This is a genomic window from Micromonospora sp. NPDC007271, from assembly GCF_040634005.1.
In the GTDB taxonomy this organism is placed as follows: domain Bacteria; phylum Actinomycetota; class Actinomycetes; order Mycobacteriales; family Micromonosporaceae; genus Micromonospora.
Map to the genome: position 1 here is coordinate 1 of NZ_JBEYER010000111.1, position 21,990 is coordinate 21,990.

General features: G+C 74.1%; 23 protein-coding genes and 1 pseudogene. 5 read left to right on the forward strand and 19 right to left on the reverse strand.

Features of this window, described 5'->3' with window-relative positions:
* Window positions 1-213 precede the first annotated feature (213 nt).
* Together ABZ570_RS28810 and lysS are read right to left on the reverse strand one after the other, a co-directional pair.
* Entirely contained in the window at window positions 214-564 is a 351-nt protein-coding gene (locus ABZ570_RS28810; protein ID WP_358070356.1) for an Lsr2 family protein, read from the reverse strand.
* A gap of 112 nt (window positions 565-676) precedes the next feature.
* On the reverse strand, window positions 677-2,185 hold the full coding sequence (gene lysS / locus ABZ570_RS28815) for a lysine--tRNA ligase (protein ID WP_358070359.1): 1,509 nt from the start codon (window positions 2,183-2,185) through the stop codon (window positions 677-679).
* 93 nt (window positions 2,186-2,278) lie between these two features.
* Here lysS and ABZ570_RS28820 point away from each other — a divergent pair.
* Window positions 2,279-2,749, forward strand: a pseudogene (locus ABZ570_RS28820) (methyltransferase domain-containing protein); the annotation flags it as partial.
* Window positions 2,750-2,807: 58 nt separating this feature from the next.
* Here ABZ570_RS28820 and ABZ570_RS28825 read toward each other — a convergent pair.
* From ABZ570_RS28825 to ABZ570_RS28855, 7 genes are all read right to left on the reverse strand, one after another.
* A complete protein-coding gene (locus ABZ570_RS28825) occupies window positions 2,808-3,566 on the reverse strand; it encodes a type III pantothenate kinase (RefSeq protein WP_358070362.1) in 759 nt (252 codons plus the stop codon).
* Between the two features lie 92 nt (window positions 3,567-3,658).
* Window positions 3,659-4,555: a carboxylating nicotinate-nucleotide diphosphorylase gene (nadC, locus tag ABZ570_RS28830; protein WP_358070365.1), complete on the reverse strand. Its 897-nt coding sequence runs from the start codon at window positions 4,553-4,555 to the stop codon at window positions 3,659-3,661.
* Window positions 4,552-6,240, reverse strand: a complete 1,689-nt coding sequence (locus ABZ570_RS28835; protein WP_358070368.1) for an L-aspartate oxidase — start codon at window positions 6,238-6,240, stop codon at window positions 4,552-4,554. The genes nadC and ABZ570_RS28835 overlap by 4 nt, the downstream gene beginning before the upstream one ends.
* Window positions 6,241-6,301: 61 nt before the next feature.
* Window positions 6,302-7,195, reverse strand: coding sequence for a septum formation family protein (locus ABZ570_RS28840; RefSeq protein ID WP_358070371.1), 894 nt, complete (start codon window positions 7,193-7,195; stop codon window positions 6,302-6,304).
* A 163-nt stretch (window positions 7,196-7,358) separates the two neighbouring features.
* On the reverse strand, window positions 7,359-7,784 hold the full coding sequence (panD, locus tag ABZ570_RS28845; RefSeq protein WP_358070374.1) for an aspartate 1-decarboxylase: 426 nt from the start codon (window positions 7,782-7,784) through the stop codon (window positions 7,359-7,361).
* A 26-nt stretch (window positions 7,785-7,810) separates the two neighbouring features.
* Complete coding sequence (panC, locus tag ABZ570_RS28850) at window positions 7,811-8,659, reverse strand: pantoate--beta-alanine ligase (RefSeq protein ID WP_358070377.1); 849 nt, start codon at window positions 8,657-8,659, stop codon at window positions 7,811-7,813.
* Window positions 8,656-9,609, reverse strand: a complete 954-nt coding sequence (locus ABZ570_RS28855; protein ID WP_358070380.1) for a Rossmann-like and DUF2520 domain-containing protein — start codon at window positions 9,607-9,609, stop codon at window positions 8,656-8,658. The genes panC and ABZ570_RS28855 overlap by 4 nt, the downstream gene beginning before the upstream one ends.
* A 154-nt stretch (window positions 9,610-9,763) precedes the next feature.
* Between ABZ570_RS28855 and ABZ570_RS28860 the strand changes: the two genes are divergently transcribed.
* The 3 genes from ABZ570_RS28860 to ABZ570_RS28870 are packed head-to-tail and all read left to right on the forward strand — an operon-like array spanning window position 9,764 to window position 12,343.
* Window positions 9,764-9,979: a hypothetical protein gene (locus ABZ570_RS28860; RefSeq protein WP_358070383.1), complete on the forward strand. Its 216-nt coding sequence runs from the start codon at window positions 9,764-9,766 to the stop codon at window positions 9,977-9,979.
* Between the two features lie 43 nt (window positions 9,980-10,022).
* Window positions 10,023-11,177 (forward strand): SAM-dependent methyltransferase, encoded by a 1,155-nt coding sequence (locus ABZ570_RS28865; protein ID WP_358070386.1) that lies wholly within the window; start codon window positions 10,023-10,025, stop codon window positions 11,175-11,177.
* The gene (locus tag ABZ570_RS28870; protein ID WP_358070389.1) at window positions 11,174-12,343 is read left to right on the forward strand and encodes an NADH-quinone oxidoreductase subunit D; all 1,170 of its coding nucleotides are present in this window, start codon (window positions 11,174-11,176) and stop codon (window positions 12,341-12,343) included. Before ABZ570_RS28865 ends, ABZ570_RS28870 begins: the two co-directional genes overlap by 4 nt.
* Before the next feature lie 26 nt (window positions 12,344-12,369).
* On the opposite strand, the gene ABZ570_RS28875 is transcribed toward ABZ570_RS28870, so the two are convergent.
* The 4 genes from ABZ570_RS28875 to ABZ570_RS28890 all read right to left on the reverse strand — a co-directional run bounded on the left by ABZ570_RS28875 (window position 12,370) and on the right by ABZ570_RS28890 (window position 17,030).
* Complete coding sequence (locus ABZ570_RS28875; protein WP_358070392.1) at window positions 12,370-14,157, reverse strand: hypothetical protein; 1,788 nt, start codon at window positions 14,155-14,157, stop codon at window positions 12,370-12,372.
* 180 nt (window positions 14,158-14,337) lie between these two features.
* Window positions 14,338-15,339 carry a glycine betaine ABC transporter substrate-binding protein gene (locus ABZ570_RS28880; RefSeq protein WP_358070395.1) on the reverse strand — a complete coding sequence of 334 codons (1,002 nt, stop codon included), beginning with the start codon at window positions 15,337-15,339 and terminating at the stop codon, window positions 14,338-14,340.
* Between the two features lie 273 nt (window positions 15,340-15,612).
* Window positions 15,613-16,368: an ABC transporter permease subunit gene (locus ABZ570_RS28885; RefSeq protein WP_358070421.1), complete on the reverse strand. Its 756-nt coding sequence runs from the start codon at window positions 16,366-16,368 to the stop codon at window positions 15,613-15,615.
* Window positions 16,341-17,030 (reverse strand): ABC transporter permease, encoded by a 690-nt coding sequence (locus tag ABZ570_RS28890; RefSeq protein WP_358070398.1) that lies wholly within the window; start codon window positions 17,028-17,030, stop codon window positions 16,341-16,343. Before ABZ570_RS28890 ends, ABZ570_RS28885 begins: the two co-directional genes overlap by 28 nt.
* 2 nt (window positions 17,031-17,032) lie before the next feature.
* Here ABZ570_RS28890 and ABZ570_RS28895 point away from each other — a divergent pair, with 2 nt between their 5' ends.
* Window positions 17,033-18,028 carry an ATP-binding cassette domain-containing protein gene (locus tag ABZ570_RS28895; RefSeq protein ID WP_358070401.1) on the forward strand — a complete coding sequence of 332 codons (996 nt, stop codon included), beginning with the start codon at window positions 17,033-17,035 and terminating at the stop codon, window positions 18,026-18,028.
* Between the two features lie 101 nt (window positions 18,029-18,129).
* Here ABZ570_RS28895 and ABZ570_RS28900 read toward each other — a convergent pair whose 3' ends face one another.
* From ABZ570_RS28900 to folB, 6 genes are all read right to left on the reverse strand, one after another.
* Window positions 18,130-18,630: a hypothetical protein gene (locus tag ABZ570_RS28900; RefSeq protein ID WP_358070403.1), complete on the reverse strand. Its 501-nt coding sequence runs from the start codon at window positions 18,628-18,630 to the stop codon at window positions 18,130-18,132.
* Window positions 18,631-18,713: 83 nt separating this feature from the next.
* Entirely contained in the window at window positions 18,714-19,016 is a 303-nt protein-coding gene (locus ABZ570_RS28905; protein WP_358070406.1) for a hypothetical protein, read from the reverse strand.
* Between the two features lie 111 nt (window positions 19,017-19,127).
* Window positions 19,128-20,348, reverse strand: coding sequence for an ABC transporter permease (locus ABZ570_RS28910; protein ID WP_358070409.1), 1,221 nt, complete (start codon window positions 20,346-20,348; stop codon window positions 19,128-19,130).
* 119 nt (window positions 20,349-20,467) lie between these two features.
* Complete coding sequence (locus tag ABZ570_RS28915) at window positions 20,468-20,956, reverse strand: DUF3180 domain-containing protein (protein ID WP_358070412.1); 489 nt, start codon at window positions 20,954-20,956, stop codon at window positions 20,468-20,470.
* 55 nt (window positions 20,957-21,011) lie between these two features.
* Window positions 21,012-21,539, reverse strand: coding sequence for a 2-amino-4-hydroxy-6-hydroxymethyldihydropteridine diphosphokinase (gene folK, locus ABZ570_RS28920; protein ID WP_358070415.1), 528 nt, complete (start codon window positions 21,537-21,539; stop codon window positions 21,012-21,014).
* On the reverse strand, window positions 21,536-21,895 hold the full coding sequence (gene folB / locus ABZ570_RS28925; RefSeq protein WP_358070418.1) for a dihydroneopterin aldolase: 360 nt from the start codon (window positions 21,893-21,895) through the stop codon (window positions 21,536-21,538). Before folB ends, folK begins: the two co-directional genes overlap by 4 nt.
* Window positions 21,896-21,990: the final 95 nt, after the last annotated feature.

Consider the following 21,990-nt stretch of genomic DNA (forward strand, 5'->3'; position numbering starts at 1 on the left):
CTCACCCGAGGCCCGGCACCGGTGCCGCCCGACCTGGGCGGCGCCGTCCGGACCCCCCCCCGGCGGGGCCGCCCCCCGGACTCGCGGCGCCCGAACCCGGCCTCGCCGACGCCGGCGGACCGGACAGACGGCGCAGGGGGGTGGAAACGACGACGCCGGCCCGGAGTGGCACTCCGGTCCGGCGTCGGTTTGTCGCCCGTTCGGGTCGTCTGGTCAGTGACCCGCCTTCGCGTGGTACTCGTCGACGATCTCCTGCGGGATGCGGCCCCGGTCGGAAATGTCCTTGCCGGCCTTCTTGGCCCAGGCCCGGATGGCCTTGTTCTGCTCGCGGTCGGCGGTCGCGCCGCCACGGCCACGGGCGGCCCGGCCGCCGACGACCACGCCGCCACGCCCGACCTTGGTGCCGTGCTTGATGTACAGATCGAATACCCCGCGCAATTTCTCGGCGTTCGACGCCGACAGGTCGATCTCGTACTGCACGCCGTCGAGCGCGAACTTGACGGTCTCGTCAGCGTCCCCGCCGTCCAGGTCATCGACCAGCTTGTGAATGATCTGCTTGGCCACGTCCCACATTCCTTTCGAGCAGGGTGTGCTCCTGCGAATACAGGAGCACAATAACCCGCCCGACGCTTGTCGCGTCAATAGGACGCGGTAACGACCCGGAGACGGTCGCCGGCTACTCCGGCCGGACCAACGGGAACAGGATCGTTTCCCGAATTCCCAGGCCGGTCAGCGCCATCAAGAGCCGATCGATTCCCATTCCCATGCCGCCGGCCGGCGGCATTCCGTACTCCATCGCCCGGAGAAAGTCCTCGTCCAGTCGCATCGCCTCGTCGTCACCGCGGGCGGCGAGCTGCGCCTGGGCCACCAGCCGCTCGCGCTGCACCACCGGGTCGACCAGCTCGGAGTACGCGGTGCCCAGCTCGAAGCCGAGGACGTAGAGGTCCCACTTCTCGGCCAGGCCCGGCTCGCTGCGGTGCCCCCGGGTGAGCGGGCTGGTCTCCTCCGGGTAGTCGCGCACGAAGGTGGGCGCCTGCAACGAGGGCACGACCAGTTCCTCGAACAGCTCCTCGGCCAGCTTGCCCGGGCCCCACTTCGGGTCGACCCCGAGCCCGACCTTGTCGGCGTACTCGACCAGGCGCGACCTTTCGGTGCGGACGGTGACCTCCTCACCGAGCGCCTCCGAAAGAACACCGAAGAGCGACACCGACCGCCACTCGCCGCCCAGATCGAACTCGCGGCCGTCGGCGTGGGTGACGACGGTCGATCCGCTGACCGCGATCGCGGCCTGCTGGACGAGATTTCGGGTCAGCTCGGCCATCGTGTTGTAGTCACCGTAGGCCTGGTAGGCCTCGAGCATCGCGAACTCCGGCGAGTGCGAGGAGTCGATGCCCTCATTACGGAAGTTGCGGTTGATCTCGAAGACCCGATCGACACCGCCGACCACGGCCCGCTTGAGAAACAGTTCCGGCGCGATTCGCAGATACAGATCCGTGTTGAGCGCATTGCTGTGGGTCACGAATGGGCGGGCCGCCGCGCCCCCGTGCAGCAACTGGAGCATCGGGGTCTCCACCTCGACGAAGTCCCGCGCGTGCAGGGTGTCGCGGAGGCTGCGCATCGCGGCCGCCCGGGTACGCACCATCTGTCGCGCCTGCGGGCGGACGACCAGGTCCACGTAGCGCTGGCGGACCCGGGCCTCCTCGCTCAGCGGCTTGTGGGCCACCGGCAGCGGGCGCAGCGCCTTGGCGGTGACCGCCCACTCCTCGACCAGGACCGACAGCTCGCCGCGCCGGCTGGTGATCACCTCACCGGTGACGCCGACGTGGTCGCCGAGGTCGACCAGGCGCTTCCAGTCCTCCAGCCGCTCCGCGCCGACCCGGTCCAGCGAGAGCATGGCCTGGAGTTCGGTGCCGTCACCGTCCCGGAGGGTGGCGAAGCAGAGCTTGCCGGTGTTGCGTACGAAGATCACCCGCCCGGTGACCGAGACCCGGTCGCCGGTGGCGGTGTCGGTGGGCAGCTCCGCGTACTGGGCGCGGACGGTGGCCAGCGTGCTGGTCCGGGGGTAGCCGACCGGGTACGGCTCGACGCCGTCGGCGAGCATCCGGTCCCGCTTCTCCCGGCGGACCTTCATCTGCTCGGGAAGGTCGTCGGCGGGGTCTACTGGCAGGGCGTTCTGCTCGGTCACGGCACGCTTCCTCAAGCCTTGGAAATATCGGCGGGGTCAGCCCATGAGCGTACTCAAGCCGCCAGCGGGTCGTTACGGGATAACCTGCCGGCCATGACGGACCCCACTCACGCGCTCTCCTTCGGCGCCGCCGCCGCGGCATACGACCGGTTCCGGCCCCGCTATCCGGAGAACGCGCTGCGCTGGGCGCTCGACGGCCTGGCCGTGCCCGCCCGGGTGGTGGACCTCGGCGCGGGCACCGGCATCCTCACCCGGGGCGTGCTCGCGCTCTGGCAGCACGACCGCTCCAGGTCGGGGCGCGGCGCCAGACCGGCCTTACTTCGGCCCGGAGTGCCGTCCATGGGCACGGAGACCGAATCATGGCCGCCAGCCGAGCTGGAGTTGTCGGAGGTCGGACCCGTCGAGCCGGATCCGGGGATGCGGGCGCAACTGGCGGCAGCCACGCCGGGCACCACGGCGCTGGCCGGCAGCGCCGAGGCGGTGCCGCTGCCGGACGGCGCGGCGGACGCGGTGCTGGTGGGGCAGGCGTACCACTGGTTCGACCGGGAGCGGGCGCACGCCGACGGTGTCAAGAAAGGGCCCTGCTCTACCGCAGGCGCTGAGAAGGGCCGTTCCTGGCACCTCAGCGGTTGCGCTCGTAGACCATGCGCAGGCCGATGAGGGTGATCATCGGCTCGTGGTGGGTGATCGTGCGGCACTCGCTGAGGACCAGGGCGGCCAGACCGCCGGTGGCGATCACCGCCTTGACCTCGCCCAGCTCCTCGGTCATCCGCTCGACGATCCGGTCCACCTGGCCGGCGAAGCCGAAGTAGAGGCCGGCCTGGAGGCATTCGACGGTGTTCTTGCCGATCACCGAGCGGGGCTTGGTGGCCTCCACCTTGCGCAGCTGGGCGGCGCGGGCGGCCAGCGCGTCGAAGGAGATCTCGATGCCCGGCGCGAACGCCCCGCCGAGGAACTCGCCCCGGTCGCTGATCACGTCGAAGTTGGTGGTGGTGCCGAAGTCCACCACGATCGACGGCCCGCCGTAGAGCGTGTACGCGGCCAGGGTGTTGACCACCCGGTCCGCGCCGACCTCCTTCGGGTTGTCGATGGCGAGCTGCACCCCGGTGCGTACCCCGGGCTCGACGACCACGCTCGGCAGGTCCGCGTAGTAGCGGGACAGCATGGTGCGCAGCGAGCGCAGCGCGGCCGGCACCGTCGAGCAGGCGGCCACCCCGGTGATCTCCACGGCGTCACCGGCCAGCAGCCCCCGGAACATCAGCCCCAGCTCGTCCGCGGTGGAACGGGCGTCGGTCTTGATCCGCCAGGAGTGCACCAGCTTGTCGCCGTCGAAGGTCGCCAGCACGGTGTTGGTGTTTCCGATGTCGATGCAGAGCAGCACGCTGGCAGCCTAGACGGCGCTCGCGCCGGGTGAGCGCCAGGAGTGAGCCGGGTTTGCGAGCCGCACAGTCGCGAACGAAGACCAGCTCCGGCTCATTCCTCGCGCAGGTCCAGGGCGATGTCCAGGATCGGCGAGGAGTGGGTCAGCGCGCCCACCGAGAGGAAGTCGACGCCGGTCGCGCCGTACTCGGCCGCCACCGGCAGGGTCAGCCCGCCGGTCGCCTCCAGCTCGGCCCGGTCGCCCACCGCCGCGACCACCTCGCGCAACTGCGCCGGGGTCATGTTGTCCAGGAGCAGAAAGTCGGCACCGGCCTCGACCGCCTCCACCGCCTCGGCCAGGGTGTCCACCTCCACCTGCACCGGCACGTCCGGGAACGCCTCCCGGACCCGGCGGTAGGCGGCGCCGATCCCGCCCGCGGCGACCTTGTGGTTGTCCTTGATCATGGCGACGTCGTGCAGGCCCATCCGCTTGTTGGTGCCGCCGCCGGCGCGGACCGCGTACTTCTCCAGGGCACGCAGGCCGGGGGTGGTCTTGCGGGTGTCGAGCACCATCGCCTTCGTACCGGCCAGGGAGTCGGCCCAGGCCCGGGTGTGAGTGGCCACCCCGGACATCCGGCAGAGCAGGTTGAGCGCGGTCCGCTCGGCGGTGAGCAGCAGCCGGGTCGGGCCGGTCAGCGTGGCCAGCACGTCGCCGCGCGCCACCCGCTGCCCGTCCTGGGCCACCAGCGACACCTCGACCGTACGATCCGCTCCGGTCACCTCGCCCACCAGCTCGAACACGGCCGCCGCCACGGGCAGCCCGGCCACCACGCCGTCGGCGCGCGCGACCAGGTCGGCGGTGTCGTTCTGCGCCGCCGGAACGGTGGCGACGCTGGTGACGTCGAGGAAGTCCGGCCCCAGGTCCTCGGTGAGCGCGTCGACGATCACCCGCCGGACCCGCTCCGGGTCCAGGCCACCGGCCCGCAACGCCCGCTCCGTCGACTCCCTCACTGGTTCTCCTCCCACCGCTCGCTCAGCAAGCCCTCGGTCCCGATTCCGGCGACGAGGTGGCCCAGCCATCGCTCGTCGGCCGTCGGGAAGTCCTCCCGCCAGTGGCAGCCCCGGGTCTCCCGGCGGTGGAACGCGGCGGCGACCAGCGTCGATGCCACCGTGATCAGGTTCGTCGCCTCCCAGTCGACGGTACGCGGCACGCCCCGGCCCTGGCCCAGCTCGGTGAGGGTGGCGGCGGTCGCGGCCAGGCTCTCCGCCGAGCGGAGCACCCCCGCGCCCCGGGTCATCGCCCGTTGCAGGGCCCGGGTGGTCTCCGCCGGCACCAGCCAGCCCTGGCCGCCCACCCAGGCGCCGGTCTCGGCCGGCTTCGCCTGCTCGGGCAGCCCGGTGGCGACGTCCTCGGCGATCCGGCGGGAGAAGACCAGCCCCTCCAGCAGCGAGTTGCTGGCCAGCCGGTTGGCACCGTGCACCCCGGTGCAGGCCACCTCGCCGCAGGCGTACAGGCCCGGAATGGAGGTACGGCCGTGCAGGTCGGTGCGGACTCCGCCGGAGGCGTAGTGGGCGGCCGGCGCGACCGGGATCAGGTCGGTGGCCGGGTCGACCCCGATGGCCAGGCAGGACGCGACGATGGTCGGGAAACGCCGGGCCAGGAAGTCACCGCCCAGGTGGCGGGCGTCCAGAAAGACGTGGTCCGCGCCGGTGGCCAGCAGTACCCGGTGGATGCCCTTGGCCACCACGTCCCGGGGGGCCAGCTCGGCCAGCTCGTGCTGGCCGACCATGAACCGCTTGCCGTCCCCGTCGACCAGGTGGGCGCCCTCGCCGCGCAGCGCCTCGGAGACCAGCGGCTGCTGGGCCCGGGTGGCGCCCGGCGCCCCGGCGGGCACGATCAGCGCGGTCGGGTGGAACTGGACGAACTCCACGTCGGTGACCGCCGCGCCGGCCCGCAGGGCCAGCGCCACCCCGTCCCCGGTGGAGACCGCCGGGTTGGTGGTGGCCGCGAAGACCTGGCCCATGCCGCCGGTGGCCAGCACCACCGCCCGGGCCAGGATCGCCCCGACGCCGTCCTCGCTGCCCTCGCCGAGCACGTGCAGGGTGATCCCGCACGCCGGGCCGAGCCCGTCCGGACCGTCGCCGGGGGCGCGCAGCAGATCCAGCACCAGGGCGTGCTCGACCAGCCGGATCCACGGGTCCCGGTGGACCGCCGCGTGCAGCGCCCGCTGCACCTCGGCCCCGGTGGCGTCGCCGCCGGCGTGCACGATCCGGTCCGCCCGGTGGCCGCCCTCCCGGGTGAGCATCAGCGAACCGTCCGGGTGCCGGTCGAACTCGGCACCGAGCCGCATCAGCTCGCGCAGCCGGGTCGGGCCCTCCTCCACCAGCACCCGGACCGCCGCCGGGTCGCACAGTCCGACCCCGGCCACCTCGGTGTCGTACGCGTGCGCGGCCGGGGTGTCGGCCGGGTCGAGCACCGCGGCGATGCCGCCCTGCGCCCAGCGGGTCGAGCCCTCGTCCATGTTGACCTTGGTGACCACGGTGACGTGCAGTCCCGCCTCGCGCAGGTGCAGCGCGGCGGTCAGGCCGGCGACCCCGGAGCCGACGACGATCACGTCGGTGGTCTCCACCCAGCCGGGTGCGGGCGCGGCGAGCAGCCTGGGCAGGGCCGGCACGTCGACGGTCGGAAGGTCCATGAGCACAGTCAACCCGAACGCCCTTCATCCCGGGCGGCGGGGGCGGGACGAGTGGTTCCGGCTACTTCGTCCGGACGGGCAGGCCGGCCGGCCCGGCGCCCTTGAGGGAGGTGGTCACCGTCCGGTCGCTGAGCCACAGGTAGCAGCGGACGCCCCGGTCGCCGACGACCCACCGCCCGCTGCCGGGCGGGCGGACCACCACACCGCTGCGGAAGCGCAGGTGCGCGTCGTCCGGCACCCCGACGTACCTGGCCAGGACGGTGTTGCAGCCGGCGTAGAGCGGGGCCCAGTCGGCGTCCTTCGTCGGGTACGGGCGGTCCGGCGCCGGCCACACCCCGACGAACTCGGCGTCGTGCGCGGTGCGGCAGTCCACCGGGGTCAGCGTCTGCACCCGCCGGGCGTCGCCGCCGGTGCGCTGGCAGCCCAGCCGCAGCGCGGACGGCCCCTTGAGCCCGTCCCGCAGGCTGCCCGTGCGGGTCACCACCTTCGCCGCCGCCTCGACCGTGGTCAGCTCGGTCAGGTCACAGCGGTACCAGCGGGCGCCGGCCGCCCAGCCGGGGTCGGTGGGCAGCGCCACGGCCAGCCGCAGCCGCCCCGCCCGCCAGTTGTCGCCGACGTAGCCGCTGGCCCGGCTGTCGCAGTCGGCGAACGCCGTACGCAGTTCCGGGGAGCCCACCACGGGCGGGGTGGCGCGGTCGACGGTGAAGCTGCCCACGTGCACCGTCTCCACCCGGTGCGGCAGGTCGCAGCCCACCGGGTCGTATGCCGACAGGCTGACCGTGGCGGTGAAGTCGGCGACCTGGCAGACCCCGGCCGCCGGGGTGAACGCCCCGGCCGCCGGCAGCGCCGCCCAGTCGTCGGTGAGGTCGCCGTCCAGCCCGCCGGCCCCGGCGCAGCCCGACAGGGCAACCCCCGCGACCAACGCGGCGACCGGAACCCTCATCGCACGGCGCATCGCGGCCTCCCCCAGCCACCGACCGTCACCACCCCAACGGCCCGCCCAGCCTAACCACACATGACCCCGCGCTCGCCACCCTCGCCGATCTTGCAGTTGCTGACGGGTCATGCCCGACAAAGGCCGTACAACGGCGGCAGCAAGTGCAAGATCGCGCAAGGTGTCAGCGGGTGACGGTGAGGGGGTTGGGGAGGGGGGTGCCGGCGGTGCCGGGGGCGGGGGTGGTGGGGTCGGTGGTTAGGTCGACGATTCGGTTGTCCTCGTCGACGTGGACCACCTTGGGCTGGTAGGTGCGGGCCTCGGCGTCGTCCATCTGGCCGTACGAGATGAGGATGACCAGGTCGCCGGGGTGCACCAGGTGCGCGGCGGCACCGTTGATGCCGATCACGCCGCTCCCCCGCCGCCCGGGGATCACGTACGTCTCCAGCCGGGCCCCGTTGGTGACGTCCACGATCGCCACCTGCTCGCCGGGAAGCAGGTCGGCGGCGTCGAGCAGATCCTCGTCCACGGTCACCGAGCCGACGTAGTGCAGGTCGGCCTGGGTCACCGTGGCGCGGTGGATCTTCGACTTGAGCATGGTCCGGAGCATCGGGTGCCTTTCGGTGCGGTGCAGACTCAGGAATGCGGGGCGAGCGGGATCGCCGCGTTGTCGATCAGGCGGGTGCTGCCGACCCAGGCCGCGATCAGCAGCCGCGCCGGGCCGGTGACCGGCCCCGGCTCCAGGTCGGCGTCGGTGAGCACCAGGTAGTCGAGGCGGGCGCCGGGCGTACCGGAGTCGAAGGCGCGGTGGGCCGCGCCCAGCACCGCGCCCGCGTCCGCGCCCTGCTCGGCGGCCTCGACGCCGGCCCGCAGCGCGGCCGACAGGCTCAGCGCCGCCTGCCGCTCCCCGGCCGAGAGGTAGCGGTTGCGGCTGGACAGGGCCAGGCCGTCCGGCTCGCGGACGGTCGGCACGCCGACGATCTCCACCGGCACGTCCAGGTCACGGACCATCCGCCGGACCAGGGTGAGCTGCTGGTAGTCCTTCTCACCGAAGAAGGCCAGGTCAGGGCGGGTGAGCTGGAGCAGCTTCAGGACCACGGTGAGCACCCCGTGGAAGAAGCCGGGGCGGCTCAGCCCCTCCAGGTCCCCGCCGAGCGGGCCCGGGTCGAGCCGGACCTTCGGCTGGCCGTCCGGGTACATCTCGGCCGCCGAGGGGGCGAACACCACGTCCGCGCCGGCCCGCCGGCAGATCTCCAGGTCGGCGTCGAGGGTGCGCGGGTAGCGGTCGAAGTCCTCGTTCGGGCCGAACTGGAGCGGGTTCACGAAGATCGTGACGATGACCTGGTCGGCCCGCTCCCGGGCCGCCCGCAGCAGCGTCTCGTGCCCGGAGTGCAGCGCGCCCATGGTCATCACCACGGCGACCGTGCCGGTCCGGCCGTCGCGCGCCGCCGCCAACTCCTTGCGCGTGTGCACCAGCTCCGTCATGCCGCCACCTCCCCGTAGATCCCCGTCAGCACGTCCAGCAGCGGCTCCGCGTCCACCGGGCGCAGCCGCCCGGCCGCGACGGCGCGGTCCGCCGTCCGTCGAGCCAACGCCAGGTAGGGGGGCACGGATTCCGGCGCGGTCGCCGCCAGCCGGACCAGGTGCCGACGTACGGTGCCCGCGTCGCCGCGGGACACCGGGCCGGTGAGCGCATCGTCGCCGAGCCGCAGGGCGTTCTCGAGGGCGGCCCGCAGCAGCGGGGCGAGGACCTTCTCCGGCCGGTCCACCCCGGCCTCACGCAGCCGGTCGGCCGCCTCGTTGACCAGGGTCACCAGGTGGTTCGCGCCGTGCGCCAGCGCCGCGTGGTAGAGCGGCCGGTCGTCCTCCGCCACCCACTCGGGCACGCCGCCGAGGTCGGCGACCAGCCGGGCGGCGAACGGGCGCAGCTCCGCCGGAGCGGTCACCCCGTACGAGATGCCGGGAAGGCGGGCCAGGTCGTCCGGCGTACCGGTGAAGGTCATCGCCGGGTGCAGCGCGAGCGGCCGGGTGCCGACGGCGGCGGCCGGGGCGAGGACGGCCAGCCCGTGCGCGCCGGAGGTGTGCGCGACCACCTGGCCGGGGCGCAGCGCGCCGGCCTCGGCCAGCCGGGCGACCACGCCGGCCAGGGCGTCGTCGGGAACCGCCACGATCAGCAGGTCGGTGGCGGCGCGGGCGACCGCGGCCGGGGACCGGTTCGGGGTCTGCGGCAGCAGCAGCGCCAGCCGGGCCTGTGTGGCACCGGAACGACCGGTGGCGGCGACCACCCGGTGGCCGGCGGCGGCGAGGGCCGCACCGAGCACGGCACCGACCCGACCGGCGCCGATCACGCCCACGGTGAGGGTACGGGGAACGGCGAGCGGCGCGTCGGGGGCCCCGGGCGGGGCGGCCGGACGCGGGCGCAGCGGTGCGCTCATGACAATCGATCCAGTCCTCTGCGGGGGTACCGGTCGATCGCAAGTATGCGCCGGGGTCGCAGACCCGAAACAAGGGTGTGTGAAAACCTTCACCGGCCGGCGGTCGGGCCGCGTCGGGCGGCACGGCCGGCCGCCATCGGTTACCGTGCCGCAGGTGGCTGAGCGGGTGGTGGTGGACGAGGTCGGCATCCGGACGGAGGACGGCGACTACTCCTTCGGCATGCCCTGGTCGGGTCGACGGTTCCGGGAGGCGGTCCGGGACATCGCCGCCCGCGCCGGACGGGCGGCCCCCGACGACCTCGGTGCGCTCCGGGCGTCCGATCCCATGCTGGAGATCTGGCCGGCCCCCGGCCCCGGTGCCCGGCCGTGACGGTGCCCGGCCCGTGGCGCCGGTGCGGCACCCAGGAACGGGGATGAGGCTGGTGCGCTGGCGGGAGGCGATGGATCGGGCCCTCTACGGGCCGGAGGGCTTCTTCGTCTCCGGGGCCGGCCCGGCCGCCCACTTCCGCACCAGCGTGCATGCCTCCCCGGTGTTCTCGGCGTGCCTGCTGCGCCTGCTCCTCGAGCTCGACAAGGCCCTGGATCACCCCGATCGGGTGGACGTGGTGGACGTCGGGGCCGGTCGGGGTGAGCTGCTCCGGGCGCTGCTCGCGGGGGTTTCCGGGGAAACCCTGCCCACCCCGGCCGCCGTCGCACCCGTACCCTGCGCCCGGGCGGGTGCCGCCGGCCCGTCGCCCGCCGCGCCGGTTCCGCTCGCCGATCGAGTACGGCTCACCGCCGTCGAACGGGCGCCCCGGCCCGCCGACCTGCCCGCGGAGATCCACTGGACCGCGGAGATCCCGGACCGGATCACCGGGCTGCTGATCGCCACCGAGTGGCTCGACAACATCCCCCTGGACCTGGCCGTGCACACCCACGCCGGCTGGCGCTACCTGCTGGTAAATCCGGCCACCGGCGACGAGTCCCCCGGCGCCCCGCTGACCCCCGAGGACGCCGCCTGGCTGGCCCGCTGGTGGCCCACCCCCACCCAGCGGTCGTTGATCAAGGAGTTTGCGTCTGCCGGGGGCCCGGAATCCGACGCAAACTCCTTGATCAACGGGGTGGTGGAGCGGGCTGAGGTGGGGCGGAGCCGGGACGAGGCGTGGGCGGGGGCCGTCCGGCACCTCGGGCAAGGGCTGGCGTTGGCGGTGGACTACGGGCACCTGCGGGACGGGCGGCCGGTGGACGGGACGTTGACCGGGTACCGGGGCGGGCGGCAGGTGCCGCCGGTGCCGGACGGGTCGTGTGACGTCACGGCACACGTCGCCGTCGACTCGGTCGCCTCCGTCGGCGAGCGGGTCGCCCGGTGTGCGTACACCCTGATCTCGCAGCGGGAGGCGCTGCGGGCGCTCGGGGCCGACGGCGGGCGACCACCGCTGAGCCTGGCCTCCCGGGACCCCGCCGGTTACGTCCGGGCGCTCGCCGCAGCGTCGGCGGTGGCCGAGCTGACCGACCCGGCCGGCCTCGGCGGGCACTGGTGGCTGCTGCAACCGGTCGGCGTCGCGCTGGACGGGGTCATGGCACGATGACGGACATGACCACGGACGCCGGCGACCTCCGCGAGCTGACCGTCGGTACCGGTGCCGGCGGGGAGCAGCTCGGCATCGACATGGTGCTCAACATCGGGCCGCAGCACCCCTCCACGCATGGCGTGCTGCGGCTGCGGTTGGTGCTCGACGGCGAGCGGGTGGTCTCGGCCGAGCCGATCGTCGGCTACATGCACCGGGGCGCGGAGAAGCTCTTCGAGGTCCGCGACTACCGGCAGATCATCGTGCTGGCCAACCGGCACGACTGGCTCTCGGCGTTCGCCAACGAGCTGGGCGTGGTGCTCGCCGTGGAGCGGCTGATGGGCATGGAGGTGCCCGAGCGCGCGGTCTGGCTCCGGATGGCCCTCGCCGAGCTGAACCGGGTGCTCAACCACCTGATGTTCCTCGGCTCGTACCCGCTGGAGATCGGCGCGATCACCCCGATGTTCTACGCGTTCCGTGAGCGGGAGACCCTCCAGACGGTGATGGAGGAGGTCTCCGGCGGCCGGATCCACTACATGTTCAACCGGGTCGGCGGGCTCAAGGAGGAGGTGCCGGCCGGCTGGACCGGGCGGGCCCGGGCGGCCATCGGCGAGGTGCGCCGGCGGATGCCGGACCTGGACAATCTCATCCGGCGCAACGAGATCTTCCTGGCCCGCACGGTCGGGGTGGGCGTGCTGTCGGCGGCGGACGCCGCCGCGTTCGGCGCGTCCGGGCCGGTCGCCCGGGCCTCCGGGCTGGACCTGGACCTGCGCCGGGACGAGCCCTACCTGGCGTACGACCAGCTCGACGTGCCGGTGGTGACCAGGACCGCCGGGGACTGCCACGCCCGGTTCGAGGTGCTGCTCGACCAGGTGTACGTCTCGCTCGACCTCGCCGAGCAGTGCCTGGACCGGGTGGACCGGCTCACCGGGCCGGTGAACACCCGGCTGCCCAAGGTGGTCAAGGCCCCCGAGGGGCACACCTACGCCTGGACCGAGAACCCGCTCGGCATCAACGGCTACTACCTGGTGTCCCGGGGCGAGAAGACGCCCTGGCGGCTCAAGCTGCGCACCGCCTCGTACGCGAACGTCCAGGCGTTGGCGACCCTGCTGCCCGGCTGCCTGGTGCCGGACCTGATCGCCATCCTCGGCTCGATGTTCTTCGTGGTCGGCGACATCGACAAGTAGCGCGCTCGGTAACGCGCGGTCCTGGGTCAGCGCCAGCGGTCGGCGGACCGGGCGCCACCGGCCCGGGGCGCCGCGTCGCGCCCGTCGTACCGCTCGTCGCCGTACCGGACCGGCTCGGGCTCGGCCCGGTGCCACTCGGACCGGCCGCTGCGCTGCCTCGGGGGGCGCCACTCGTCCGGTACCGGCACCCCGCCCGCCGGCAGCGCCGGTCGGCTCTCCTCCGCCCAGCCGGCCTCGGCGCGCGGGTCATCGTCCCGGCGGGGCTCGCGGACGGACGCCCAGCGGTCCTCGACCCGGTACTCGGTACCCCCGCCGGCCGCGTGCACGGCGGCGCGCCGCTCGCCGACCCGGATCTCCCGGCCGCGTTCGTCGTCGCGGACCGAGGCCCAGCGGTTGCCGGCACGCAACTCCGACCAGTACTCGCCGTCCGGGTCGTCGGCGCCGAGCGCCCGCCCCGAGGACTCGGCCCGGGCGGGTACGTCCGGCGACGTCCAGCCCTCGTCGCCCCGGTCCCACCCCTCGGGCCGGGGCCCCCAGCCCTCGTCACCCCGGTCCCACCCCTCGGGTCGGCCCGGTCGGGCGGCCCAGGGGCCCTCGTCGCGGGACTCGTCGGGGCCCGGCGACCAGGAGCGGTCGTCTCGCCGTCCATCCCGGCCAGCCGTCCCCTCCCGCGGTCCCGCCCAGGAGCGCGGGTCGGCCGCCGCCTCTCGCGGCCCGGCCCAGGGGTGCGGGTCGGCCGACCCGTCGGGGGCTACGGACCAGGATTGCGGGGCGGCGGGCTGGTCGACTGTCGCGGACCAGGAACGCGAGTCGGCCGGCCTGGTCGACCAGGACTCGCTGTCGGCCCGCCCCGCGGTCCAGCCGCGATCGTCGCCGGGCAGTCCCCCGTCGCGGGCCCCGGCACTGCCCGTCATGGAATGGCCCCCGGCCCGGGCAGCGCCGTCCCGGTAACCGCCCTGGCCGGGCCGGCCGTGGTCGCCACCGGACCAGCCCCGGTCGTCCACCGCGTCCCGGTACCCGGACCGGGGGCGACCCGCCGGCTCGTCGCCGCTCCCCGGCCGTTCCTCGGGGTCGGGGGACCAACGGCCGGCGTATCCGCCGTAGCGGGTGCCGCCCACCGAGTCGACACCACCGTCCACGATGGTGTGTCGGGTGGTGACATGCACCGTCTCCGTGCGGTGCACCACGCCGACCGGGCGGGGTTCCGACCGGACCTCCGGCTCCACGGCCCGCGGGGCGCCGTACACGCCGGACTGCGGGCGGCGGGGCGAGGCGTCCTCGTCCCGACCGGCAGGCTGCCCGCCGGGAACCTGCTCCGGGGCGGCTCCATGACGGGGCCGGCCCTCGTCGTACGCCTCCGCGGCGGGCACCCGGGCGCGGCCACCGGCCGGCTCCTCGGCCGCCGGGGCGGTGATGCCCGCAGCGGCGGCGGCGATCCCGGCGGCCGCGGCATCCAGCCGACGGCGCAGCGCGGTGACCCTCTCCTGCGTACGTTGGACCTGGTCGAGCGCCTGGTTGCCGCGCTGGGCGGCCGCTACGATCTCGTTGCGTAGCTCATGACGGAGCTGCTCGATCTCGTCGCGCAACTCCTCGGCACCGGCCGCCCCGGCACCGTCGTCGCCGCGCAGCGCGATGGAGAGACCGATCAGCACCACGGCGAGGATCGCCAGCACCGCGCCGATCCGCAGCAGGCCGCCTCCGTCGGCGACCAGGAGGATCAACGCGGCCAACGGCGCGAGCGCCACACCGGCCCAGAACAGGACGGTCAGCAGCGAACGGTTGCGCTTTTCGGCGGAAGCGACCGGGGCGGGCATGGCTGAGCAGCGTACCGAGAGTTGCCCCGGTAGGGAACGGGCCGCCGCCTACGCGGTGAGCGTTGGTGACCACGTCCCCCGGGGGCCAGCACGGCCCCGACCGCCCGGAGCCGGAATGGTCGTACGGCTGTTCCGGGTCGCGGCGCGGGCCGGACGCGCCGCGACCCGGATGGTCGCAGGTCAGCTGGCCGCGAGCGCCGCGTCGGAGGAGAACACCAGGCCGACGCTGGCCACGCCGGTCTTCAGCGCGTTCTTGGTCTGCGGGCCACCCGCGTCCAGCGAGCTGAACGAGCCGGCCCTGAAGTCGTAGACCTGCACCAGGCCGGCCTGGCACTTGGGGCGCTGCGGGCACTCCGGCGGACCGGCCAGCACGGTCGCCTTGCCGGAGCACTTGGCGGCCAGGTCGGAGAGCGTGGCCACCTGGTACTTGTCGGCGAAGGCCCGGGTGACCGCGAAGGCGTTCTGGTCCTGGGCCTGCGAGGCCTGGCCGAAGCTGATGCCGACCTTGTCTCCCGCGGCCTTCAGGGCGGCGACCGTCTTGTCCAGCTCCGGGGAGGAGACGGGCTCCGCGTCCTTGCCGTTGGCCTTGGTGTTGAGGAACTCGGCCATGGTGGCGGCGTACTCGGGAACGACCTGGATCTCGCCCTTCTCCAGGGCCGGCTCGTAGAGCTCTCGGCTGCCGATGGTCTGCACCTTGACCTGGTAGCCGGCCGAGGTGAGCGCGATCTTGTAGAGCTCGGCGATGGTCTGGCTCTCGCTGAAGTTGGCGGCACCGACCGTGACCTGGCCGCCCGGACCCTTGTCGACCTGGCCGAGGCCGTTCGCGTCGGCGAACTCCTTCGCCGCGACCTGAGGCGTCTTCCGGTCGACGTCGACCGCGCGGTTCAGCTCGATCAGCTTGGCGGTGTCGAGCGCCGCGGAGACCTTGTCCAGCGCGGCGACGAGCGGCGGGGTGGCCGCCTTCGCGCTGATCGCCGGGATGACGTTGTCGGTGTTCTGGAGCTTCTTGTCGTCGGTCAGGACGACCAGCTGGTCGCCCGCGACCGGGGCGCAGCCGGCACCGGAGGAGCCCTGCTCGGGTGCCGCTGTGCCGGAGGAACCGGCCTCACCGCAGCCGGTGAGCAGGCCGGCCGCGGTGAGGGCGCCGAGCGCCCCGACGGCCAGCCGTGTACGTGCGCGCATGTGTGCCCGCCTTCCGTGTCCCGGCGCGACCCATTCGGGCCGGCCGCGTGTCCGACGAGCGATCCGTTCGGCCGCCCGCTTGTCCAGCCGGCGACCGGTCCGCCGCCCGCTGTCCATCGGGCGACCGGTCCGCCGCCCGCGATTCCAGCCAATATCCTCCGGACCCGACCGACAAACCCCGAACGAATTTCGTCACCGGATCGTCACCAGACGGCCGATTCGCGCCGTTCCGGCCGCCCGCCGTGGTGTAGGCCACACCGATCCGACCGAGGTTCAGGTGCCCGCCGTGGCGTCGGCCGCCCGCCGGTTCGCCGCCCGCCGGGCCCGCCGCAGCGGCCTCGGGGTGACGGCCCGCTCCACCAGCGCAAGCGTCCCCTCGACCAACAGCGCCAGCCCGGCGACCAGCACGCCGCCGGCGAGGATCTGCCCGCCTCCGGCCGCGATGTCCAGCCCGAAGCCGGCCCGGATGATCTGCCCCAGCCCGCCGCCGTTGACGAACGAGGCCAGGGCCGCGGTCGCGACCACCTGCACCGCGGCGGTACGGAACCCGGCCGCCAGGTACGGCACCGCCAGCGGCAGTTCCACCCGGCGGAGCACCTGCCCGCCGGAAAGGCCCATGCCGCGCGCCGCGTCCCGGGCCTCCCCGTCGGCCTGCCGTACCCCGGTGTACGCGTTGGCGAGCAGCGGCGGCACCGCGAACACCGCGAGCGCGACGACCACCGCCGGCCGGCCGAAGCCGAGAAAGGTCAACGGCAGGATGCTCAGCAGCGCCAGGGTGGGCACGGCGAGAGTGACGTTGGACACCAGCAGCACCAGCCCGCCGCCCCGGCCGGTGTGCCCGAGCCAGAGCCCGACCGGCCAGGCCACCAGGCAGCCCAGCAGCACCGCCAGCGCGGACAGGCTCAGGTGCTCCCCGAGCCGGTCGAGGACGCCACCCGGGTTCGTCCAGTTCAGCGGGTCGTTCAGCCAGCGGACCGCCTGTTCCACCGGGTTCGCCGGGCTCACGACGTGACCCGTCGGCGGAGCCAGGGGGTGAGCAGCCGGCCGACGCCGGCGAGGAGCAGATCCAGCACCAGCGCCAGCAGCACGCAGAGCACGGTGCCGGTCATGATCTCCGCCTTGTAGAAGTTGTTCTGGAAACCGGCGAAGATGAGCTGGCCCAGGCCACCCCGGCCGACCACCACCCCGACCGTGACCAACGCGACCGTGGAGACGGTGGCCAGCCGTACGCCGGTCAGGATGCCGGGCAGCGCCAGCGGCAGTTCGATCCGGACCAGCCGGCCCCAGCGCCCGTACCCCATGCCCTCGGCGGCCTCCCGGACCTCGGGCGGCACCTGCTGCAGCCCGGCCAGCGCGTTGCGCACGATGACCAGCAGCGCGTACAGCGCCACCACGCTGAGCACGGTGATCGCGCCGATGCCCAGGTACGGAGCCAGGAAGGCGAACAGCGCCAGCGACGGGATCGTGTACAGCACCCCGGTCAGCGCCAGGATCGGCCCGGCCAGCGAACGGAACCAGTACGCGGCCACCGCCAACGGCAGCGCAACCAGCGCGGCGATCAGCACGGCCCGGGTGGTCAGCCAGGCGTGCTCCCGCAGCGCGGCCAGGATCGTGTCAGAGTTGTCCCGCACAAACTGCCAGGAGAACCACGGGTTGCCCGGCGCGGTCAGGTGACTCAGGTGGAGGGACACGCGTGAACGTTACCCCGGGAGCCACCGCCGGACACGGCGCTGCATCGATCACCCTCGAACGCATCCGCAAGCGCTATCCGGACGGCACGGAGGCGGTGCGAGAGCTGAGCCTGGAGGTGAAGGCCGGCGAGCTGGTGGTGCTGATCGGTCCGTCGGGCTGCGGCAAGTCGACGCTGCTCCGCATGATCAACCGGCTGATCGAACCGACCGACGGCCGGATCCTGCTCGGCCACGACGACGTCACCCGGGTCGACCCGGTCGTGCTGCGCCGCCGGATCGGGTACGTCATCCAGAACGTCGGCCTCTTCCCGCACCAGACGGTGGCCGCCAACGTGGCCACGGTGCCCGGCCTGCTCGGCTGGCCCCGGCAGCGGACCCGGGAACGGGTGGACGAGCTGCTGGAGCTGGTCGGGCTCGACCCGGCGCAGTTCGGCCGGCGCTACCCGCACGAGCTGTCCGGCGGCCAGCGGCAGCGGGTCGGGGTGGCCCGCGCGCTCGCCGCCGACCCGGTGGTGCTGCTGATGGACGAGCCGTTCTCGGCCGTCGACCCGATCGTGCGGACCCGGTTGCAGGAGGAGTTCCTGCGGCTGCAGGCCGAGGTGCGCAAGACCATCGTGCTGGTCACCCACGACCTCGACGAGGCGGTCCGGTTGGGCGACCGGATCGCGGTGCTCTCCGAGGGCGGCCGGCTGGAGCAGTACGACACCCCGGCCGCCCTGCTCGGGTCGCCCGCCTCGCCGTTCGTACGGGAGTTCGTCGGCGCCGACCGGGGCATCCGCCGGCTGGCGGTCACCCCGGTCACCCGCGAGGTGCTCGACCCGCTCCCGCCCGGCGACCGGGTCGACCTGCCGGTGGTGCCGCTGAACGGTTCGGCGTACGACGCGCTGGGGGCGCTGCTCACCTCGGCCGCCGAGCACGCCGTGGTCATCGAGGAGGGACGACCGGTCGGGATGCTCAGCCGGTCCCGACTGCTCGGGCTGGGCACGGCGGCGGACTGATCCGGCGAAGACGTGGTCGGCGATTTCCGCCTCCGTGGCGGCCTACCGGCGGACTCCCGCGACCGACCGGCGGACCCGGCGCCGGACCTGGCGACCGCCGCTCAGGCGCGACCGCCGAGGCTGGCCAGGCCGATGACCCAGCCGGCGAAGAAGCCGTAGCTGACCCCGGTGCTCGCGGACTGGAACGCGGCGAGCAGCGACCCGCCCGGCTCGAACAGCGCCGCCACCAGTGCGGTGAACCCGCCGGCCAGGGCGTACGCGGCCCAGCCGGAGAAGAACTGGCTGGCGGAGCCCGCGACCCGGGCCACCTGGGCGGCCGGCAGCAGATACAGCAGCGCCGCGGCCAGGATCACCAGCAGGATGGCCCGCAGGTCGGCGGCGAGCACGCTCTGGGCCGGGTCGTCGGAGTGCAGTCGCCAGGCGGGCCAGGCGAGCAGCCGCAGGAACCAGCCTCCGGCTCCGTCCGGGTCGGTGTGGTCGTGGACCCAGCCCGCGTACATCGGGCTGCCGCCGACCCCGACGAGCAGAAGCGCGGCGAGGGCACCGGTACCGGCGGCGGTGCTGTACCCCCTGATGGTGCGGGGGCGGTTGGTAAGGGCCATGGGGCGGTCAGTTCCCGGCCCGCCTCGCCGGGCAAACCTGCGCGTACGCGCGACCGCCGACGGCCGGCGGACGGCCATCCGGATCAGTGCTTCATCAGGTAGTCGATGAAGGCGGCCCGCAGCAGCGGCGCGGACTCCTCGTAGCCGTGGCCGGTCAGCTCCCGCCAGAGGGCGTTCGCCTCGTCCACGGTCGGCCCGACCGAGTTGGGGGCACCGTCCAGGGCGGCGGCCTCGTCCGCGTTGGGCAGATGCCGCAGCACCGACCAGAAGAAGCCGACGTCACGGCGCTCCCGGGCCCGGGCGAACGCCTGCTCACGCAACTCCTCGGTGGAGAGCCTGTCGAGCTCGTCGAAGCTACGGCCGCCGGTGGCAGGAGTTTCGGTCATGCCGCCGAGCCTAACCGGCGAGATCAGGCTCGGCGCGCCGGACGCGTCCCGGCCGCGCCGCCCCACCCAGCCGCGCCGGCCCGACTCGCACCCGCCGGCTGACGTGGCGGGTCAGCGGTCGTCGGCGTCCCAGCGGCGCGGCTCGCTCTCCCAGCGCGGGGCCTCCCACGTGTCGACGGGGGTGTCGGTGGTCCGCAGGGGCAGCACCGACGACCAGGCGTCGGCCGGCTCCGACGGCGAGGTCAGCGCCCAGCCGGTGCTGTCGGTGCCGTCGCCGGGGGGCAGCACCTCCGCACCGGCGCCGGCCGGACGCGGCCGGCCGAACGTCTCGACCAGCCGGGTGACCAGCAGTCCGGCACCGAGCACGGCGCCGCCGACGGCCCACCGGTTGATCATCCAGCCCCGGGTCCTGGCCCAGGTCAGGAAGACCGCCACCAGACTGACCGCGAACAGGGTGCCGAAGACCCCGCCGCGCCGGCCGTACGCGCTGGTGCCCGCGAGCATGGCGGTGCCGACCGCGAGCACCGACCAGTCCAGCCCGGTGGCCGGCGTCAGCGGACCGCTGCGGTTCGCGGCGAGGAGCATTCCCCCGAGCATGGCCAGGACGGTGGACCCGGTCAGGGCCAGCACGGTCACCGTCGCGGCGACGCCGCCCCGCCGCCGGGCCGGGTCCGCCACCGGACGGAACCGGCCGACCAGCCGGCGGATCGGCCGCATCGCGCCGAAGAGTCCGCCGAGGACGGCCACCGCGGCGAAGCCGAGGAAGAAGTAGAGGGCGTTGGGCCGGGGGTCGTAGCCGCCCTGGACCAGCACCGGACCGGTACGCCGCTCGATGTACACGATGACGCCCGCCGCGCCGGCCAGGCTCGCCGCCCAGCTGGGCACGTGCAGCACCACCACCGCCAGGGCCAGCGCGAGCCCGCCGAGCGCCGCCACCACCAGCGCCGGCAGCAGTACCTCCCGGAGGCCCAGGTCGCCCTGCTCGGCGAAGTGCAGTGCGGCGGCCAGCGCGACCGGGCCGATCGCCAGGTTGACCGCGGCCGCGCGCAGGCTCAGCCCGGCGGCGAGGGCGAGCAGCCCGAGCCCGCCCACGTTGACCAGGAGTGACCTGAGTCCCTCCCCGCGCAGCGCGTCCGCGTCGTCCCGCCAGAGCTGCCAGGTGACCGCGGCCAGCCCGGCCAGCAGCAGGAGCTCCCAGACCACGTGGACGACGACCCGGTCCCGGCCGGGCTCGCCGTGCGACGGGTCGTCGAAGACGTTCTCCAGTACGGCGGCGGGCACAGCCGACGACGGCTCCACCGGCGCATTCCGGCCCGTTTCGTCGTACCCCATGCGCCGCGCCTCCCACGTCCGGCCGTCCAGGTCCGACACGCGGGCGGACCGGCGGCGGCCGTTGCTCTCCGGTCGCCAGGGACGGTACCTGCGGCCAGGAGTGCTGAAAACCCCCCGGATCAGCGCTGGCCGGGGCGGCTCTCCCGGTCGCCGGGCTGGCGATCCTCGTCGTCCTTCTGCTCCGGCACCCGGCAGGACCGCTCCAGCCAGAGCGCCGCGGCGACCAACGCGAGTGCGGCGAGCACCCCGGCCACCCCGGCCGGCCGGTCACCGACGGCGGCGTTCGTGTGCTCGACGAAGAGCCAGCCGGTCAGGCCGGCGTAGAAGCCGGCGAAGATCGCCCCGGCCAGCGCGGAGGCCTTGGCCAGCACCACGAACCGGGCGACCAGCAGCGGGTTGAGCGGCTCCCGTCCGGGTCGGCCCTCGATCTTGCCCCGGGTGTTGACCGCCGCGTACCCCTCCAGCACGGCCAGCGCGGCCAACGTGACCACCGGCAGCCAGGGCAGGCTGGGCGCCACGTCGTAGTAGAAGCTGCTGATCAGCAGCCAGGCCACCGCGGCGGCGGCCAGGCCGGCCACCACCAGCGTCGAGACCCGGGTGGGGCCCATCCGAAAACGGTCGGGGTCGCGCGGGGACTGCGTCATGCCAGCCGGCTCCACTGGGTCATGCGTCCGACTCTAACGCCAGATCCGGCCGCGGGCTGAGCTCCAGCGCGTCGGAAGCCAACGGCTCGGCGTTGAGCAGGTCGGTCAGCCAGCCGTACCCGGGCAGCCGGCCGTGCGGCTCGATGTCGATCCACGGCCGCAGCACGAAGGCCCGCAGGTGGGCGCGAGGGTGCGGGAGGGTCAGCTCCGCCTCGTCGCTGAGCACCGGCTGCCCCGCCTCGTCCCAGACCGCGATCACATCGACGTCGAGGGTGCGCGGCCCGTACCGGCGCTCGGGGTCGCGGGTCCGCCCGGCCGCCGCCTCGGCGGCCCGGGCCCGGGCCAGCCAGTCCCGCGGGCCCGCGGCCGGGTCCGCGACCATCACCGCCGCGTTGAGGTACGCGGGCTGGTCGGCGTCCCCCCACGGTGGAGTCTCATAGACGCCGGAGACCACCAGCACCATGTCGCCGAGTGCGGCCACCGCCGCGCGCAGGTGGGCGAGCCGGTCGCCGAGGTTGCTGCCGATCGACAGCACGGCCCGGCTCACCGGGTACGCCGCATCGTCACGGCCACGTCGCGGAAGGCGTGCGGGATCGGGGCCTCGGGCTTGTGCACGGTGACGGTGGCGGCGGCGACCAGCGGCTCGGCCAGGCAGACCGCGAGCAGCCGGTCGGCGAGCGTCTCGATCAGGTTGACCGGCTCGCCGGTGAGCACCGCGACCAGCTTCCCGGCCAGCTCGCCGTAGTGCACGGTGTCGGTCACCTCGTCGGAACGCGCGGCCGGGGCGAGGTCGAGTTCCAGGACCGCGTCCACCACGAACTCCTGCCCCTGGGCGCGTTCGAAGTCGTAGACCCCGTGCCGGCCGTGCGCGCGCAGGCCGGTCAGCTCGATCCGGTCGGTCACCGTGCCACCTTCGTTCGCGACTGCGCGGCTCGCAAAACCAGCTCACTCCTCGCGCTCACCGTGCCACCTTCGTTCGCGACTGCGGGGCTCGCAAA

Excerpts from the sequence above, each read along its gene's own strand:
- ABZ570_RS28835 (WP_358070368.1), bottom strand. The coding sequence starts at position 6,240 with ATGGACCTTCCGACCGTCGACGTGCCGGCCCTGCCCAGGCTGCTCGCC.
- ABZ570_RS28840 (WP_358070371.1), bottom strand. The coding sequence starts at position 7,195 with ATGCGCCGTGCGATGAGGGTTCCGGTCGCCGCGTTGGTCGCGGGGGTT.
- panD (WP_358070374.1), bottom strand. The coding sequence starts at position 7,784 with ATGCTCCGGACCATGCTCAAGTCGAAGATCCACCGCGCCACGGTGACC.
- panC (WP_358070377.1), bottom strand. The coding sequence starts at position 8,659 with ATGACGGAGCTGGTGCACACGCGCAAGGAGTTGGCGGCGGCGCGCGAC.
- ABZ570_RS28855 (WP_358070380.1), bottom strand. The coding sequence starts at position 9,609 with ATGAGCGCACCGCTGCGCCCGCGTCCGGCCGCCCCGCCCGGGGCCCCC.
- ABZ570_RS28865 (WP_358070386.1), top strand. The coding sequence starts at position 10,023 with ATGAGGCTGGTGCGCTGGCGGGAGGCGATGGATCGGGCCCTCTACGGG.
- ABZ570_RS28870 (WP_358070389.1), top strand. The coding sequence starts at position 11,174 with ATGACGGACATGACCACGGACGCCGGCGACCTCCGCGAGCTGACCGTC.
- ABZ570_RS28875 (WP_358070392.1), bottom strand. The coding sequence starts at position 14,157 with ATGCCCGCCCCGGTCGCTTCCGCCGAAAAGCGCAACCGTTCGCTGCTG.
- ABZ570_RS28880 (WP_358070395.1), bottom strand. The coding sequence starts at position 15,339 with ATGCGCGCACGTACACGGCTGGCCGTCGGGGCGCTCGGCGCCCTCACC.
- ABZ570_RS28900 (WP_358070403.1), bottom strand. The coding sequence starts at position 18,630 with ATGGCCCTTACCAACCGCCCCCGCACCATCAGGGGGTACAGCACCGCC.
- ABZ570_RS28905 (WP_358070406.1), bottom strand. The coding sequence starts at position 19,016 with ATGACCGAAACTCCTGCCACCGGCGGCCGTAGCTTCGACGAGCTCGAC.
- ABZ570_RS28910 (WP_358070409.1), bottom strand. The coding sequence starts at position 20,348 with ATGGGGTACGACGAAACGGGCCGGAATGCGCCGGTGGAGCCGTCGTCG.
- ABZ570_RS28915 (WP_358070412.1), bottom strand. The coding sequence starts at position 20,956 with ATGGGCCCCACCCGGGTCTCGACGCTGGTGGTGGCCGGCCTGGCCGCC.